Genomic DNA, 16,706 nt, shown 5'->3' on the forward strand with positions numbered 1-16,706 from the left:
CAGTACGGGTGAAAAGGTGGATAAGCCAACTAAAATGAACGGGTAGTAAAGTGTTCCATTTGCGGTTGTTTCATTTCATCAACCCATTGCTGCCAGGTATAGGGCCATAAAATTGGGTCGCCATCGGCATCTAAATACCAACTTTGGCATCCACCAACCCAACTGGTGCCTTTTAACCCTTCCTTTACGTAGGCATTAAACTCGTCAATGGCTTGTTGCTTGGCTTCAAACTCATCAAATTCATGGTCTCGCCATTTATCAATCAATTTGATCACGTAGTCAGTTTGAACCTCGCTCATGGCGATAACGGAGAAGTTACCAATAGGTGTGTTGGGGCCGAGCATTAAAAAGAAATTGGGGTAATCGCTAAGTAACATAGACCGATAGGCTTTGATTTTATGGGCCCAAGCTTTATCAATATGCAGATTGTTGCGGCCAATGAGATTCATGGGGCGCATAAAATTAAATGCATTAAAACCTGTCGATAACACCAACACATCGAGGTCATGGTGTTTACCGTCTTTAGTGATAATGCCCGTTTCAGTAATGCGCTCTATACCCTCTGTTATTAACTCTGCATTGGGTTTTTGAATACCTTTATAAAAGGTGGTGTTGATAATGACCCGTTTGCAACCCACTTGATAATGAGGTCGCAGTTTTTCGCGTAAGGTTTTGTCTTTAATACTTAATCGTAAGTTGGCTTTACATAAAAAATTTAACACATGCTTTTGGATAAAGTGTCCAGTGACGGCTTTGGTAAAAAAGTGTTCTAGAAAAAATTTACCCGTATTACGATGAATTTTGGTAATGATAGGAAAGCGAGTCATCAGTTTTCGGCTGGTTTTTGAAAAGGTAAAATCGGGGAGGTGCATTAACCATTGTGGTGTGCGCTGAAAAACCGAGACCTTAGCACCAGTCTTAATCAATTCGGGTATAGCTTGTGCGGCCGTTGACCCAGTACCGATTACCCCAACCCGAGTTGAGGCCGATATGTCAACGTTATGGTTCCATTGGGCAGTATGAAATGTAGCGCCTTTAAAATCGGTTAATCCGGGAATATCTGGAAATTGCGGATGATGCAAAATACCGGTAGCGCACACAATAAAATCGGCGATGTAAGTTTGCTGTTGGCTGGTTTTTACCGTCCATTTGCCATTGGCATAGTGTGCATCGGTAACTGCTTCGTTAAAACGAATGTCTCGTTTAACATCATATTTATCTGCCACGTGTTCGAAGTATTGTTTAATTTCGGGTCCATGGGCAAAAAAACGGCTCCAATTTGGGTTGGGTTCAAATGAATAGGTATACATGTGAGCAGGTACATCGCAGGCCGCCCCTGGATAGGTATTTTCTCGCCATGTGCCGCCCACGCAGTCTTTTTTCTCCAGCACGACAATGTCAGTAATACCGGCTTGACGCAGTTTGATGGTCATTAAGATACCCGTCATACCTGCACCAATGATGACAACTGAAGGGTTTCTTTTTATTTGGGTCATAAGGCCCTCAATTATTGTTAACAAATTGTTTACCTATCCAGCATAGGAAATAAGGCTTGATTGATCTACGCGCTAAATAGACGTATATTTGTGATTTTAAGACATGGCAGCCGTAGTAATGACATTTCGCAGTATTAGCAGTGTGCAAATTATTGTTTCCTATGGCATTGAGCAAGGTATTATCGAAGATGTTTTGCTGCAAGGGTCAGGATTGGCGAGTAGCCAATTAGCCGATCACGAGCAACAGGTTGAAGAGAAACAAGAATTACAGATATTAAATAACCTAATGCTGAATACTGCATGCCCATTCAAGGTCGGTATGGAATTAGGTTGCCGTTATCACCTGACCAGTTATGGCATCATGGGCTATGCCCTACTGGCGAGTAGCACAGTGAGAAAGGCGCTTGAGCTAGGACTTCGTTATTTAGATTTAACCTATGTTTTTTCGCAAATAACACTCACTGAGCGTAAAGATGATTTATCCTTAAGGTTTGCATGCGACATTCCCGGAGAGTTAGGCGAACTGGTATTAGTCAGAGACATGTTGGGCGCTGCCATGATCCAACGAGAAGTTTTTGACAGTAACAACTTGCCGATAAAATTGCAGTTTACGTCGCCTCAGCCAGCAGGTTTGTTAATCGAGGATATAAAACAAAAGCTTGGTGCTGAGATCCAATTCAATGCCAGCTATAACGGCTTTTCTGGATTAACCCCGCTATTAGATTTGCCTTTAATAAAAGCCAATGAAGCCACCGCCAGACTATGTGAAGCGCAATGCAACCAGCTACTGCAACAAAAGCAAAATTGGAAACCTAACGCTAAGTTAGTAAAAGACACCTTAGTACATTTAGGTTTAACAGCATCAATGGAAGATATAGCACATCATTTAGCTCGCACGACTCGCACCTTGCATCGCCAACTAAAACTAGAACAAACCAGTTGGCGCCAAGTGCGTGACGATGTACGTTTTGGTATTGCAGAAGCGCTATTATTAACGCCGATGCAACTTGATGAAATTGCGCAGCGCTTAGGCTTTAGTGATGGGGCTAATTTTAGCCATAGCTTTAAGCGCTGTAAAAATATGACCCCAAGCCAGTATCGTAAACAAGAAAAAAACAGTTATAGCCACTGGTGTAATATAGGTAAAGGCTCGCGATAACCTCAAGCCTTAGGCCTAGAAGTCTAAAGACTTATACCAATAATTTAGAACAAGCGGCTGTTAAACCAGAATCTGTTTTCAATGACTCCATTCTTTAATATTTATTTATTGAACTGCATTTCGCACGGAATTCCGTCATGATCACCGTCCATTTTTGTGCCAGGGCAGTTACGGTTATAAAAGGTTGCTTCTTCATATGAGCGCATTTGGCTGCAGTGTATTTTACCTGCTTCACAACGAAAGTTCTGCTGTGTTGAATCAGGCTCTTTGGTTCGCCAAACTGGTGTATATTGCACATCTTGCTCGGTTTCCCGAAAGACTTCTCGAGTCGTCTCGGGTTGCTGTATCGGGGCAGTGGTCATTTTCTCATATTGTTTATAACCGAAAATACCAACCCCAAGCAGGATTATCAACATGAGTAAACGGCCGAGTATTGGGCTGCTGGTGCTATGATTATTATATCTTTGGCTGCGTCTATGCGGGGAGCTAGTGGTGTTATTTGTTGATGAGTGTTGACGATTAGCAATAACGGCGACACCTTCAATGCTGGCTTTTACGGCTTTGACTTTGCCATCGGGCTGGTTCTCGCGATGAAACAGTATCTCATCGCCAACAATGGGCTTTCTTGCCATGTGTTTTAGGGTTGAAATATGAATAAACACATCTTGATTATTGCCGGTTTCTGGTTTGATAAAACCAAAACCTTTATCATTGTTCCAGCGGACTAAGGTGCCTCTTTCCATGGCGATATTTTTTCCTTGATGGTAATTATGGTGAATAAAAATCATGCTTCATAAATCGGCTCTATAATAACTATTTTTGCAGTATTTAAGCTAGTTATTTGATTAAGTTAACCATAAGTAGGATGATAAAAATTGGCTAACGATTAACTCAATTAAGTAAGCCTAGTGAGTCTATATCGGCCAAACTCAAAGCCAGTTTTTAGGGTGATATAGGCGTACTTAATTAGGCCATTATGTCAGCTGTTTATTTGAACCTGAAAATAAAGCGATAAGTTATTGCTATAAAAAATCCTTTAGCAACTTGGCTACGTATAAAGAGATCGACTATTTATCAAAAGGACTTAACCATGCGTTTTTTAATAATGATTACCAGCTTATTGCTGCTGAGTGCTTGCAGTACCAGTTATCCTAATCAGGCTATTACGGGACAAGTTTTTCCGTCTGTGTCTGGCCAAACTCTTGAAAAAGAGTCTATGACCTTGCCTGATGACTTAAAAGGAGAAATGGCGCTATTATTGATTGGTTACAAGCAAGATTCACAGTTTGATATTGATCGCTGGTTGATTGGTTTAGATATGACCCAAACTCAAGTAGCGGTTTATGAGGTGCCGACAATACAGGGATTGTTTCCTAGAATGTTTAGTACCTTGATTAATAATGGCATGCGTGCAGGCATACCTAAACCACTTTGGAAAGGCGTTGTTACTGTCTACCAAGATGGCGAACAAGTACAAGCTTTTACCGGCAATCAAAATCCCAATAATTCTCGAGTTGTGCTCATAAATGCCCAAGGTAAAGTAATTTACTTTTATGACCAAGGCTTCTCTGTTGATGCATTAAATAAGTTAAGAGCCTTGCTTTAATCGCGAAAATGTTGAGTATAAATCGGTCGAGATATGAATTATGACAGCCTTTTTACTGTCATATTTGAGGCCAGTAAGTTACATCTTGAAAAAATATGACCTGATAAATATCAACAATATGATGGCCTGTAATTATTTGCTAAGTGTGTTGTTGAGTTTGCCCCGTTGTAGTTTTGTTGGCAAAAGTCTCTGGGCAGGGTTTAATGGTCTAACGAGGCTTAAATAGTGCCAATTAAGTTGTCATTTTGTGCGTTATCACTAACTATCTAAGCGCTGCTAATTTGCAGCTCTCATTGAGGACTTTGCCATGCTGTACGATTTAACTGTAGTGCAATTCAGCAAGATGCTGAATAATTTAAATAATATTCTTGATAAGGCCGAGGCATTTGCCGCTTTTAAAAAGGTCGACATGGCTGTATTGCTGAACTCTCGCTTAGCGGCAGATCAATTTAATCTTATTCGTCAGATCCAGATCGCCTGTGACACGGCTAAAGTCGGTGTTGCCAGATTAACAGGTCAGCTAGACACTATGCCTAAGCATGATGACACTGAAATGACGCTTGAAGAGTTGCGCCAACGCATTGCTTCAGTCATTGAGTATCTTAATGGTTTTAGCGAGGCCGACTTCGCTCATGCTGCCACTATCCATGTGTCACAACCTCGTTGGGCAGGTAAATACTTAACAGGTTATGAATTTGCTATTGAGCATGCCATTCCTAATCTCTATTTTCATATCACTACGGCCTACGCGATATTACGCCACAACGGTGTTGAAGTGGGCAAAAAAGACTACTTAGGCGCGATGCCTTATAAAGTCCCGGTGATTTAACAAAGATACCCATTAGCGGCTATTGAGGATAAATAAGCTTATATAGCGTTTTTATCCTTTTATATCTGTGCCCAGAAGCCACCGTTTAAGCAATATATTGACCTGCTTTTTACGTTAGCTTTTGGGCATTGTTGTTTTATTTCATTGTCTATGATTCTGCTGAATAACCACTTTTTTATTTAATCTTAACGGCATTCGATGTGATAATTCTTTGGCGTAACAACTGAATTAATGTTGGCGCGATAGAGGCTAAAATCATTCCGCTCATCAATAAATATTGATTTGGAGTATATGATTCCCCCATTAATACTAGGCCGCAGACTATGCCCGCTATCGGGTTGGCAATGCCGCCAAAAGTGAAGTCGACTACTGACATACGTTGCAGTAACCACACATACATACTGTAACCCAGTACAGTGTTGAGCAAGATTATCCAGCTAATGCCGAAACCATTAGTCAGACTAAATTGGCTGACAACATTGATATATTGTTCCGGTGAAAATAGTGCCTGAACTCCAGAAAAAACGAATAGTAATATGCCGCCGATAATCAATTGCCAAGTGAGTATCGTCCACCAATGAATGCGTGAACCTAACGCTTTAGTCATTGTGCTACCGATAATAATGCAACTGATTGCAGCAAGCATTGCGACTAATCCAATGGGATTTAAGCTGATGGATCTTGGGTCAAACAGCATCCAAGCTAAACCAATTAATATCACTCCAGAAAGTGCTTGTAGCAGGTTGGGGCGTTTTTTACTGACTATCCAATGAAATAACATCGCGAAAACTGGCACTGAAATCATCCCTATTCCAGAAATAGCAGACGGTAGCGTTAGTGCCATGATAAAAATTAAACTGAAAAATATGGCAATGTTAATGGTGCCGAGCTTAATCAAAATCGACCAGTCAGCTTTATTCGGTAGGCTAGGTTTAATTGCCAGTAAAATCAGCCCTGCAGGCAGCGCACGAATAGCACCGAGTAACAATGCTGGCCACTCAGGCAAGGTTAGCTGAGTCATCGCATAAGTGGTACCCCAAAAAAATGCAGGGATCATGGCAAGTAAAATATTCATAAAAACCTTAGCGTTCTACCTATTACATTTATTGTCTTCATTTAAAGATAAATGCAATTTTTGAAAATAATCAATAACGATAGTTGGTAGATAGATTAAAACGGCCAGTGTCTTTTAAGACGCTGGCCGTTTTTGTGCGTGTATTATTCAATAATGTCGTCTTATTTTCGTAGTAACACTTTTTATCATAATTGTAATTATGGTTGTAACTATGGTTGTAACTGGGCTTTTGCTGCTTCAACTTTTGAAAAATCTAAGCCAAGTTCTACAACAGCTTCTTTGATTAAGGCAGGGTTTTGCATCGCCATGCCCATCAACTCTTGTAATTTATCCGCAGGAATGCCTAATTGACCAATCGTCGCCATTGCTGCAAATGGGTTTTCAGTTAACGTCTGGAACAGCTCATTAATTTGTACGTCACTGATATTGTGTTCTTTGAAGATGGCAAGAATAGGATTCATTACGTTACCTTGTATGGTTGATGTGAGAAACGCAATATTTTATCACGTTTTGCACTCTATGGTGCAAGATGGCTGTCGTAGTTACTCTCTGAATTTAAGCCATTGATGTTTGTACGCATCTCGATATAGTGCATTGCTGTATGTTTGGTTAATTTACCCGGATTTTTATATGGATATTGTCACCCTTTGCATTGTTCTTATTATTTTGCAGCTGATAATTGTGTATTTCGCTTTTTTCAAAAATATTGCTGTTACCACTAAATATAACGAATTTTATCAATCATTTCTTGTACTTCCTCCTAGCTTGTCTTTATTTTACACAGACCAATATTGGTCTGCGTTAGGCTTGTTGATTGGGGTGGCTCTCGTTGGTATTGTGTTGGCCAAAATGATTAATCATAAGGCTAATCCCCCCATTGCTCTTGGTGCTTTAACTTCATTAACGGTTTCATGGTTCATATTGGTTGGTTTTGGTTATCTTGTGGCTGACGCTTTTTCAAGTTCTACATCGGTTGTATCAATCTTTGACATAATCACATCGCCAAAAGGGATTTATTCTGCGTTGTTAATGTCATTTTATTATTTAGCCGCGATGTTAGTGTTGATATTCGTCCGCGTATTAGAGAAAAAATTTACGCCAAAGGAAGAGCTTAGTGGGGTGTTGCTACTTATATTAAGCTTTATTGGTGGCGCGCTTCCCGCGATGGCGGATTATTTTGTGTTAAGTACTTTTCTCAATGTGTTTATTTTATATCTCAGTAGTGGTGTGATAATTCGTTCTGATGATGATAGTTCTGCTGGTGCAATTGGTTTTATGTATGCCTATTTATTTACTATGGGTGTAGGGGTTTGTTTGTTGTATCAAGGTGGCATGTGGCTTTATCGTGTTGCGGGCTAAAGGTGCGTTGTAAACCATCATGTTAACGAAAAAGGCCAGAGCACATATTGCGATGTGTTCTGGCCTTTTTAATTGTGTTTATTCGCTGTTAACTATTGTTTTTCAACCTTACAGCGTGTTTGCAATAAGGTTGTGGTGTTGCCGCTTTGTACATGGCGCAACAGGCAGTTGTCGCCTTGTTTTAACATCTGTATTGCATCAGGCATCTCGGTACTGCGCCCCATGATCAATAAGCCATTAGCATCTTTGTGCGGTGCACGTTCAATGACCTCTTGGCTGTATTGAGTAAAAGCGTTGTCGGCAATGATGACACCGCTGGCACTGAGCAAGCTGGCTATTGCTTGTTGTAATTCAGCATGGGTTTGACTATTCGGGTTTGTTAGCGTTGCAGCTTGCAATGGAGCTTGTGCCTCACTTTCGGTGGCAACACAGCCCGCTATAGTCAATATGCTTATGACTCCCATTAACCGTTTAAGCATTATTGCTCCAAAGCCGATGGCGTTAGAATACGGTTGTTTTTTAACACATTTTGATTACGTATATCTTGTAACATAAAGCCTGGGTCAACAAAGGTGTTGCGTGCTGGTGCGCGCGCTACGGCGGTTGCCGTCGCCGGGCAGCTGTTATTGTCGCGATAAAATAATGCTGCACTTAATAATCTTTCGTTGGTATCGCCTAATGCGTGTTCAAAGTCGTCTGCTAGCACACAACCTGGAACCTCGCTGTCGACTGTTGGATTAGTCGAAGGCACAAATCCGTCAGAATATTCACCAAAGCCTTTGTCGTTTACGCCTTTAAACTGAATGGTAAAGTACGTAGTATTGCAGTTATCTGTAGGATAAAAACCGTAAGGTTTACCGCAAGTCGTATCGCCAAGTTGAATGACCTCAATATCAATACCGCGAAGGGCATTCATTAAGGCTTCACTGGCAGAACAAGTACCTGGAGTGGTTAGCACAAATACGCGTTTAAGATTTAATGTAGGCAGTGATAACCCGCTGCGCAGTAATGAAGTATTAAATCCGATTGATTCAGGGTAAAACGGCATCGGCGTTAATGCCTCACCCGTAACCGGATTAATTGTCGAGTATTTGTCGTTAAAGCTGGTACGTTCAAATATGTGGTTATTTGTGGCTTCGTCACCAGCAATCATGTAACCCAATTGACTGGCAAGGGCTAATAAACCACCGCCGTTATAACGAATATCTAATACTAAATCGTCAACTTGTGCGTTGCTGAGTGTCGTGATGGCATCGTATAACCCTTTTTCCGCGGTAGCTATGTGTGAGTTAAATTGCAAATAACCTACTTTACCGTTAGCTGTGTCAATAGTTCTGGTATTTTGTACTGGCGTTGACACGACAGTGTCTGCTGTTAGCGTTACGGTACGGTCAGTTTGGCTATCCAAATCACGAACAATAAACTCGGTTTGCTTGCCACTGATACTTGGGAATAACCCCGCATTTAAGATTGCAATACTGTCAGTGTCATTGGCATCTTCTACGCTAACACCATCAACAGCAATAATAATGGCTCCACGACTAACATTAGCATCACTGGCTGGCGTATTTGGTTCGTTATATGCCACAGTCACTAGTCTTGTTACACCGCTAGAAGCATTTCGTAAACTTAAACTCATGCCATAGCCAACTGAGGCGCCTGAGCCATTAAGTGATTCCCATTCTTCTGTCGACATTGAGAAATGGAAGTTGTCTTTGAGGTTACCAGTGTCAGATAGCTCATCCGTTTTAAGTAATTCAAAATATTCTGCCACACTATATGGTGCAGGATCGCGATCAATAATTTCGTCGTACCAAAGGTAAGTATCATTGCTCCATGATCGTAACCATAGCTGTTGGGTTAATGGCACACTGCATTGTTCGGCTAAGGTCGAGTAGCTAGCAAATTGGCCGGCAACCCATTGAGGTGAGCTAGAGCTATCATCTGGATCTGATGAACTGGTGCTATCCGATGAACCACCGCCACTGCAGGCCGTTAACAATAGGCTAGCGCCAATAATGAATGGAGTTAAGATACTGCTTGAGAGTAACTGCATTAATAATCCTTTATTTTACTCTAAATAAACGGGTTGGTTTATGTACTTTTGATTGACAACTTTATTACAATTGACTCAATTTGTAACTCAATTTTTAACCAAATGTGAATATTTTCTCATGTTAATATTTAGAACTTCATTGCCATGAAATAGAACATCATCGGTTATGTCTTTACGTTTATATTTGCTGTTTTACCCATGAGGACATTACCATGATGAATAAACATAAAATAAAAAGGGCAGCCAATGCTAGCTTCATTAAATAATCTCTCCACGCCGCATCGTCTGCAGGGTGGTGCATCTGGGGTCAAACTGTTGTTGATTATTTTAGCAACCATGCTGGTAACTGTGGGATTAACTTTTTTTATTATCCGCACTTATATCTTCCCGTCACCGCTTACTCCGGTCAGCTTAAATGCTAAAGAAGAGCAAAAATTGGATCAAAAACTGTCTCAGTTGGGCTGGCAAGTTGAACCACGCTCTAGGATAGCAGCATCAAGTGGTCGTGATGGTTCTGGCAATGCTGATCATGCTAATGTCGCCGGTGATGATTTAACCCCAGAAGCGTATCGTGAATTTGATGCTGATCGGCAAGTGACCTTTAGTGAGAAAGAAGTGAATTCGATGATAGGTCGCAACCCTGATTTTGCTCAACGTGTCGCAATTGATTTTTCTAATAATTTAGCCAGCGCTAAAATGTTGATCCCTATACCAGAGGATTTCCCCTTCATGGCTGGGGAGATTTTACGAGTTAATACCGGGCTTGATATTCATTTAGACGCTAATCGTCGTCCCGTTGTCGCGCTAGTGGGGGTGAGTTTAATGGGCGTGCCGATCCCAAATGCATGGCTAGGAAACATGAAAAATGTCAATTTGGTCGGTGAGTTTGGCGATCGAGGCTTTTGGAATGCGTTTGCTGACGGTGTGGATGATATTCAAATTCGTGATGGCGAGCTGTCTATTAAATTACGAGAATAAATCTTTAAACAGTGGGCTTGATATTAAGCCCATCTTCAACTCACCACAGGGTTATTCTTGTGCTATTACGTCTAAGTTTGGCTCATCGTAACGACAACTGGTTTAGGTTCAACTTACTCCGAGTAACACTTAATTCAAACAATACGTATTCAAGCAAAACGTCTTCTACGTTCGATTGATGTTAAGTGCGGTAGAGCACTTTTACCACATGCCAGCCAAATTTGGTTTTGACTAAATGCGGGGTAATTAACTCGCCATTGAAACAGACTTTGTCGAATGGTGGCACCATTTGGCCTTTTTTGAATTCACCTAAATTACCACCACTTTTGGCAGACGGGCAACTAGAGTGCTTTTTAGCTAACACATCAAATTTTGCGCCGTTATTAAGCTGCTTGATGATGTCTTCAGCTTGAGTCTGGTGTTTCACTAATATGTGTAATGCTGCTGCGGTTTTGGCCATGATGTAAGTCTTTGTCTCACTGTGATTAGCCAATTATTATACCTGCTTCGCCAACAAAATTGGTAATAGTTGCTATTTAGTTATTATTAACTCTTTTAGGGGCTGGGTTTTGCAATAAATCCTTGATCCAAAAAATTAATTGAAAACAAAGCACTAGGGTAAAGGGGATTGCGCCAACAATAGCAATTTGTTTATTAAGATTTACATCGTTAATACTCACAAGTGCGATGGTGATGGCAATAAGAATAATGCTCCATAGCAGTTTTGAGTTACGACTTTCGCTGCCCGTGAGTAAACCAGCAATGTAAATTGAAGAGTCGGCGCTGGTGATTAAAAAGGTGACTAATAGCAACAATGCTGCGCCAGATAGCCAACTGCCCATGGGTAATTGATCAAAGAAACTAAATAATCCCAAAGTATATTGCTGGTTCACCGCATCCATCACTCGTTGTGCATAAGGTTGAGTTAGCACGCTACCAGCAAAACCCGAAAACCAGATAATTGAGGTCAACGTTGGCAGCAAAATGGTGCAACTTAAAAATTGTCTAATGGTTCTACCTTTGCTGATCCTAGCAATAAAAGGCCCCACAAATGGCGCCCAAGCAATCCACCATACTAAGTAGATTACCGTCCAACCTTGGCTCCATTGTTCTGGTTTTCCCATACCAAATGACATTTTCGGTAATAGTTCAACGTAAGTCACGGTCGAGTCAAAGATTAACGTTAAGGTTTGAATAGGATCAACCAGTGCTATCACCGCGATGAGTAGTGCGATCATAAATAACGAATTAAATTGGCTTAAGTGTTTAATGCCACGATTCAATCCCGCTAAGGAAGAAAGTGTAAATAAGGCTGCGATAATTAAAATCATTCCTATGCGAAAATAAATCGAGCCAATGTCGAACCCAAGTGACTGCACCACACCAGTCTGGATTAAGGCGATAGTGTTAGCAAAGGTGCCTGCAATACCAAATACAATGGCAATAACCGCCATTAAATCAAGAATATTAAGCCACTTAGGTTTATCTGCACTAAAACTGGCACTGACTCGTAAACTGCGTTGTTTGTTATAGGCAAACCATGCCATAACTAATCCGGCCATGGCATAAATGGCCCAAGCATTTAGCCCCCAATGAAAGTAAGTAATAGCTAACGAACCCGATATTGAGGAGAAATTTTGTTTTAAAAATTCAGGTGGATTAACAAAATGATATACGGGTTCTGCAACACCCCAAAAAATCAATCCAGATCCCATGCCCGCCGTAAATAGCATTGCCATCCAACTGATAAAGCTAAACTCAGTTTTTGCTTGTTCGCCGCCTAAGCGAATTCGCCCAAGAGGGCTGACACTAATGACGGTTGCCAGCACCAATAATAAACTTGAAAACTGAATAAACTGCGAACCAAAGTGTTGCAAAAAGAATTGAGTAAACGCACTGAAAATAGCTAAGGTGTTATAGGGAAACATCAATAATAACGTCGCAATTATTACCACCGGAAAGTAAAAACCATATTGAGGTTTAATCCAGCGCTGCAACTTAGTTTTACGCATTGATAAAGTATTAGTCAGGGTATTTAGCATGGATATTTAGGCTACTGAATAGAAGCGTTTACTATGCCGCACTTTGGCGTTAGATAACAGTACTGAGATTTGTGTCACTGCAGGTTTTTGAAGGCAGAAATGCATAGAAGCTAGGGTCGCGATGATTATTATTTGGTGAAATAGTATGATTATCAATCGTATTGCTCACCTAAAAAAACTGAAGTGTTACTAAGTAACTCGATCATTAGTCAATTGGGCAGTAAATAGATTACAGTATTAGCAAGTTTATAAAATACCGCGAGCAAATAACGAAAAGGGAATTTTAATGCTTAAGCGAATCATACCTTTATGTATAGCGAGTGCGATGACTATGGCAGTACCTGTTCATGCAGAAGAAGATAAATTTATTTGGTTAGAAGATGTCGAAGGCGTCAAGCCTATGGAATGGGTTAAGCAGCAAAATGCATTGTCTGCGGCTCACATTAAGGCTTATCCAGGGTTTGATCATCTGGTGTCAAATAGTCTAGATATTCTAAATGATAAAGCACGTATTCCGTACGCCTCCCGTATTGGCGATTTTTTGTATAACTTCTGGAAGGACGAGACCCACGAACGTGGCATTTATCGTCGTACCACGTTAGCGGAATACGCTAAGGCCGAACCTGAATGGGAAACAGTGCTTGATATCGATGCCCTTGGAAAAGCCGAAGGCGTTAACTGGGTTTATAAAGGCATGAACTGCCAGTATCCACAAAATGAGCGTTGCTTTGTGTCCTTATCTCGCGGTGGTGCTGATGCGGCTGAAGTACGCGAATTTGATTTAACGACTAATACTTTTGTTGGCAACACTCAACAACCATTTCTGTTAGCTGAGGCTAAGTCAATGCTAAGCTGGATTGATAAAGATACTGTGTTTGTAGGCACTGATTTTGGTGATGCGCAAAGCATGACAGATTCAGGTTATCCGAGTGTGGTTAAATTGTGGAAACGTGGCACACCTTTGTCTGCAGCCAAATTAGTGTTTAGAGGCGATAAAGCGTCTGTTGCAGTGTCTGGCTACGTGATGTTTGATGATAAAACTCCGTTGAATATCGTTACAGAAAGTTTAACTTTTTACACTGCTAAACATTATGTTTATCAAGATAGTAAGTTAGTGTTGCTACCTATTCCCAAAGATGCCGAGTTAAAAGGTTATTTTAAAGGTCAGTTATATATTGAGCTAAAAAGTGATTTAGTCACCCCAAAAGGTACTTTTAAGCAAGGTGCCATAGTCTATACCCCAGTTGATAAACTGATTGCGCAAAAGCCAGAGTTTAGTGAGTTGGTATCGCCAACGACGCATGCCTCTATTTCGCAAGTTTCATTTAGCCAGAATGCTATTTTTGTGACCTGGCTTGATGATGTAAAAAGTAAACTTGTACGTTACATGCAAAACGACAAAGGTGAGTGGCAAAGTAAACCAGTACCATTTGAAGCCAATGGCACTTTAAGTGTGTTTGATGTTGAGCGTGATAGTGATGATTTTTTTGTTAATTACACCAGTTTTTTAGAACCAGCCAGTTTATATCGCTTAAATGGCGCAAGTCTAAAAGCCGATAAAATTAAAGCGATGCCGCAGCAATTTTCAGCCGATAAATTTATTACTCAACAGTATTTTGTTAAATCGAAAGATGGCACTAAAGTGCCTTATTTTGTGGTAATGGCTAAAGATATCAAACTTGATAGCAGCAACCCTACATTACTCTACGGTTATGGCGGTTTTGAAATTTCTCTTTTGCCAGCCTATTCGGCCACTATTGGTAAAAACTGGTTAGAGCAGGGCGGTGTTTATGTACTTGCGAACATTCGTGGTGGTGGCGAATATGGCCCTGCTTGGCATCAAGCAGCGTTAAAGCAACATCGTCATAAAGCGTATGAAGACTTTGAAGCCATCGCAGAAGACTTAATTGCCCGTAAAATTACTTCAAGTAAGCATCTTGGTATTCAAGGTGGTAGTAACGGTGGTTTATTAATGGGCGCTGCATTTACTCGTCGGCCTGAGTTATATAACGCCGTAGTGTGCCAAGTGCCGTTGTTAGACATGAAGCGCTACAATAAGTTATTAGCCGGTGCCAGTTGGATGGGTGAATACGGTAATCCTGATATAGCAGAAGAATGGGCATACATTAAAACTTACTCTCCGTATCATAATTTAAAATCAGGGGTTAACTACCCTAAAGTGTTCTTTACTACCTCAACGCGTGATGACCGAGTTCACCCTGGGCACGCGCGTAAAATGGTCGCTAAAATGGAAGATATGGGTATTGATGTGTTGTATTACGAAAACATTGAAGGTGGTCATGCGGGTGCGGCAGATAATACCCAAGCAGCCGAGTTAAGTTCGATGGCGTACGCATATTTAATGCAGCAACTTCGTTAAACATTGTTTTGACTGATGAATAAAAAGGGTTTCAGCAGTGCTGAAACCCTTTTTTGTATTTCCACACAATCATTAACAAATACGTTGTGTTTTTAGTCTTAAAAAAGAGCCGCAGTATGAAACTGCGGCAAATCGTACTAAGTTAATGAGCACAAAGTATCTCTTGTCGTCATTAGCCGGGGGGAGGCTGGATGACAATTAATTTGCGTCAACTAACTCAATTTCATTACTCGCAAGCGTGCCATTAATTTGAACCGCGACTTTGTAAATCATATCAGCATCATCTGACGCTTTACTTTGTAAGTCGAGATCACTCACATTAAAAGTATATGCTCCTTCGGTATCAGTGGCTGATAATGTCCCTGTGCATTCATCTGTAGTTGCACTATCGCACACATAGCTTTGAGTGACATGCCAGCGTTTCCAAGCCTTAGGTTTTACAGATGGTGAGGCAGGGTCGGGAAAGCCGAAATAGACAATACTGTAATTGGCTGCATCTGTGAGCGCTTTACCTTCAGTATTAGCTAGGGTGAATGACAAGGCTCCTGTTACGGCATCAAATGAGTCTAGTGACACTACCACGCTGCTCGCTTCATCAATTTTAACCGTGTCAGTTACCACTACAGGGTCTGTAACAACAGGATCAGTAACAACAGGATCAGTAACAACAGGATCAGTAACAACAGGATCAGTAACAACTACTGGATCTGTGACAACGTCATCATCATCGTCACTACTACAGCCAAACATTAGCAATGAGCTGGCTAATATGGCGCTAAGATATTTAAGTTTCATCACGCGCTCCTTAATTGAAGTGTCCAGTATGGCAAGTGGTACATTCCATATCGCTTTTAACACTGGCTGCAGAACCCATAGTTGAGCTTACACCATGACATGATTGACATGCTTGTGCTTCAGCTGATGGTTTAGCTTCAGGTAATATAGAAATGTCTTCACCGGCATACGCGCGGTTTAACAATTCAACAATTTTAAGAGTAATACTGGCAGATAGGCGTTTACAACGTTCACCTTTAAGTGCAAATACTTTACCTGATGCCGCAGACCAATTACTAATTGAAGAGTGACATAATGGGCTGTTGGCAATTGAGGTTGCGCCTACTTCTAATGATTTCTCATCAGTGGAACCAATCCCTGCAACAAATTCAGCTGAAGACAAAGGTAAATCTGTGCTTTCATAGTAGCGGAATGAGGCACCAATAATGGCACTGTTTTGGCCATTAATATCATCAAGAATGTTAATTAACATACCTGCGGCATTAAGGTTGCCACATAAAGTCCCTTGTCCAACAACACCTGCCCAACCATAACCTGCTAATGCTGTTGGAATACTAGCAAACTTGCTGGCATCAGCACTGCTAGATGCTGCAAGCATTGTGATAATGGCATGGAACACTTGGTGCATACATCCGCCGCCTGTTTCATAAGCTAGCTTAGCGGTTGCCATTGCATCTAGTGGCACATATTTAAGTGCTTCTCCTAATTCTAAGCGATAGTTACCATCTGCATCTGTAGCAGCAAATGCTGATGTACCTAATAGTGTAGCCCCCGCCGCAGCGGTGCTTAATCCAATAATTTGTGTCAATGCTTGACGTCTATTCATGCTCATGGTCATTACCCTCTTTGTGTCATCATTATTTTAGTATTCAAGCGCTCATGCTCTTGTTGGCTAGGCTTGCTTTGGTATTCGCTGCTAGATAAAAGCACT

At 41.0% G+C, this 16,706-nt stretch carries 16 protein-coding genes; 6 read left to right on the forward strand and 10 right to left on the reverse strand.

What is annotated here, in order from left to right:
* Positions 1-29: 29 nt before the first annotated feature.
* Entirely contained in the window at positions 30-1,496 is a 1,467-nt protein-coding gene (locus tag FCN25_RS11660; RefSeq protein ID WP_137224944.1) for an NAD(P)/FAD-dependent oxidoreductase, read from the reverse strand.
* A gap of 103 nt (positions 1,497-1,599) precedes the next feature.
* On the opposite strand from FCN25_RS11660, the gene FCN25_RS11665 reads away from it, so the two are divergent.
* On the forward strand, positions 1,600-2,655 hold the full coding sequence (locus FCN25_RS11665) for an AraC family transcriptional regulator (protein ID WP_254693634.1): 1,056 nt from the start codon (positions 1,600-1,602) through the stop codon (positions 2,653-2,655).
* Between the two features lie 101 nt (positions 2,656-2,756).
* Here the strand turns inward: FCN25_RS11665 and FCN25_RS11670 are convergent, their stop codons facing one another.
* Entirely contained in the window at positions 2,757-3,398 is a 642-nt protein-coding gene (locus tag FCN25_RS11670) for an excalibur calcium-binding domain-containing protein (protein WP_137224946.1), read from the reverse strand.
* A 347-nt stretch (positions 3,399-3,745) separates the two neighbouring features.
* On the opposite strand from FCN25_RS11670, the gene FCN25_RS11675 reads away from it, so the two are divergent.
* The gene (locus FCN25_RS11675) at positions 3,746-4,261 is read left to right on the forward strand and encodes a hypothetical protein (protein WP_137224948.1); all 516 of its coding nucleotides are present in this window, start codon (positions 3,746-3,748) and stop codon (positions 4,259-4,261) included.
* Positions 4,262-4,568: 307 nt separating this feature from the next.
* Complete coding sequence (locus FCN25_RS11680; protein WP_137224950.1) at positions 4,569-5,090, forward strand: DUF1993 family protein; 522 nt, start codon at positions 4,569-4,571, stop codon at positions 5,088-5,090.
* 175 nt (positions 5,091-5,265) lie between these two features.
* Here FCN25_RS11680 and FCN25_RS11685 read toward each other — a convergent pair whose 3' ends face one another.
* Together FCN25_RS11685 and FCN25_RS11690 are read right to left on the reverse strand one after the other, a co-directional pair.
* Entirely contained in the window at positions 5,266-6,165 is a 900-nt protein-coding gene (locus FCN25_RS11685; protein WP_137224952.1) for a DMT family transporter, read from the reverse strand.
* A gap of 209 nt (positions 6,166-6,374) precedes the next feature.
* Positions 6,375-6,626 carry a DUF2999 family protein gene (locus tag FCN25_RS11690; RefSeq protein WP_137224954.1) on the reverse strand — a complete coding sequence of 84 codons (252 nt, stop codon included), beginning with the start codon at positions 6,624-6,626 and terminating at the stop codon, positions 6,375-6,377.
* A 169-nt stretch (positions 6,627-6,795) separates the two neighbouring features.
* On the opposite strand from FCN25_RS11690, the gene FCN25_RS11695 reads away from it, so the two are divergent.
* The gene (locus FCN25_RS11695) at positions 6,796-7,524 is read left to right on the forward strand and encodes a hypothetical protein (RefSeq protein WP_137224956.1); all 729 of its coding nucleotides are present in this window, start codon (positions 6,796-6,798) and stop codon (positions 7,522-7,524) included.
* Between the two features lie 92 nt (positions 7,525-7,616).
* Here FCN25_RS11695 and FCN25_RS11700 read toward each other — a convergent pair whose 3' ends face one another.
* Together FCN25_RS11700 and FCN25_RS11705 are read right to left on the reverse strand one after the other, a co-directional pair.
* Positions 7,617-8,003, reverse strand: a complete 387-nt coding sequence (locus FCN25_RS11700; protein WP_137224958.1) for a hypothetical protein — start codon at positions 8,001-8,003, stop codon at positions 7,617-7,619.
* Positions 8,003-9,580 (reverse strand): S41 family peptidase, encoded by a 1,578-nt coding sequence (locus FCN25_RS11705; protein ID WP_137224960.1) that lies wholly within the window; start codon positions 9,578-9,580, stop codon positions 8,003-8,005. The genes FCN25_RS11700 and FCN25_RS11705 overlap by 1 nt, the downstream gene beginning before the upstream one ends.
* A gap of 246 nt (positions 9,581-9,826) precedes the next feature.
* Here FCN25_RS11705 and FCN25_RS11710 point away from each other — a divergent pair, with 246 nt between their 5' ends.
* Positions 9,827-10,558: an arginine N-succinyltransferase gene (locus FCN25_RS11710; protein ID WP_137224962.1), complete on the forward strand. Its 732-nt coding sequence runs from the start codon at positions 9,827-9,829 to the stop codon at positions 10,556-10,558.
* A gap of 181 nt (positions 10,559-10,739) precedes the next feature.
* On the opposite strand, the gene FCN25_RS11715 is transcribed toward FCN25_RS11710, so the two are convergent.
* Both FCN25_RS11715 and FCN25_RS11720 read right to left on the reverse strand, forming a co-directional pair.
* Positions 10,740-11,018 (reverse strand): peptidylprolyl isomerase, encoded by a 279-nt coding sequence (locus FCN25_RS11715; protein ID WP_011639051.1) that lies wholly within the window; start codon positions 11,016-11,018, stop codon positions 10,740-10,742.
* A gap of 76 nt (positions 11,019-11,094) precedes the next feature.
* Positions 11,095-12,600: a BCCT family transporter gene (locus tag FCN25_RS11720; RefSeq protein ID WP_137224963.1), complete on the reverse strand. Its 1,506-nt coding sequence runs from the start codon at positions 12,598-12,600 to the stop codon at positions 11,095-11,097.
* 286 nt (positions 12,601-12,886) lie between these two features.
* On the opposite strand from FCN25_RS11720, the gene FCN25_RS11725 reads away from it, so the two are divergent.
* Positions 12,887-14,980 carry a prolyl oligopeptidase family protein gene (locus tag FCN25_RS11725; RefSeq protein WP_137224965.1) on the forward strand — a complete coding sequence of 698 codons (2,094 nt, stop codon included), beginning with the start codon at positions 12,887-12,889 and terminating at the stop codon, positions 14,978-14,980.
* A gap of 198 nt (positions 14,981-15,178) precedes the next feature.
* Here FCN25_RS11725 and FCN25_RS11730 read toward each other — a convergent pair whose 3' ends face one another.
* Positions 15,179-15,775, reverse strand: coding sequence for a hypothetical protein (locus tag FCN25_RS11730; RefSeq protein ID WP_137224967.1), 597 nt, complete (start codon positions 15,773-15,775; stop codon positions 15,179-15,181).
* Between the two features lie 10 nt (positions 15,776-15,785).
* Complete coding sequence (locus tag FCN25_RS11735; protein WP_137224969.1) at positions 15,786-16,607, reverse strand: cytochrome C; 822 nt, start codon at positions 16,605-16,607, stop codon at positions 15,786-15,788.
* Positions 16,608-16,706 lie beyond the last annotated feature (99 nt).

The organism is Shewanella sp. MEBiC00475, assembly GCF_005234075.1.
Taxonomy (GTDB): domain Bacteria; phylum Pseudomonadota; class Gammaproteobacteria; order Enterobacterales; family Shewanellaceae; genus Shewanella; species Shewanella polaris.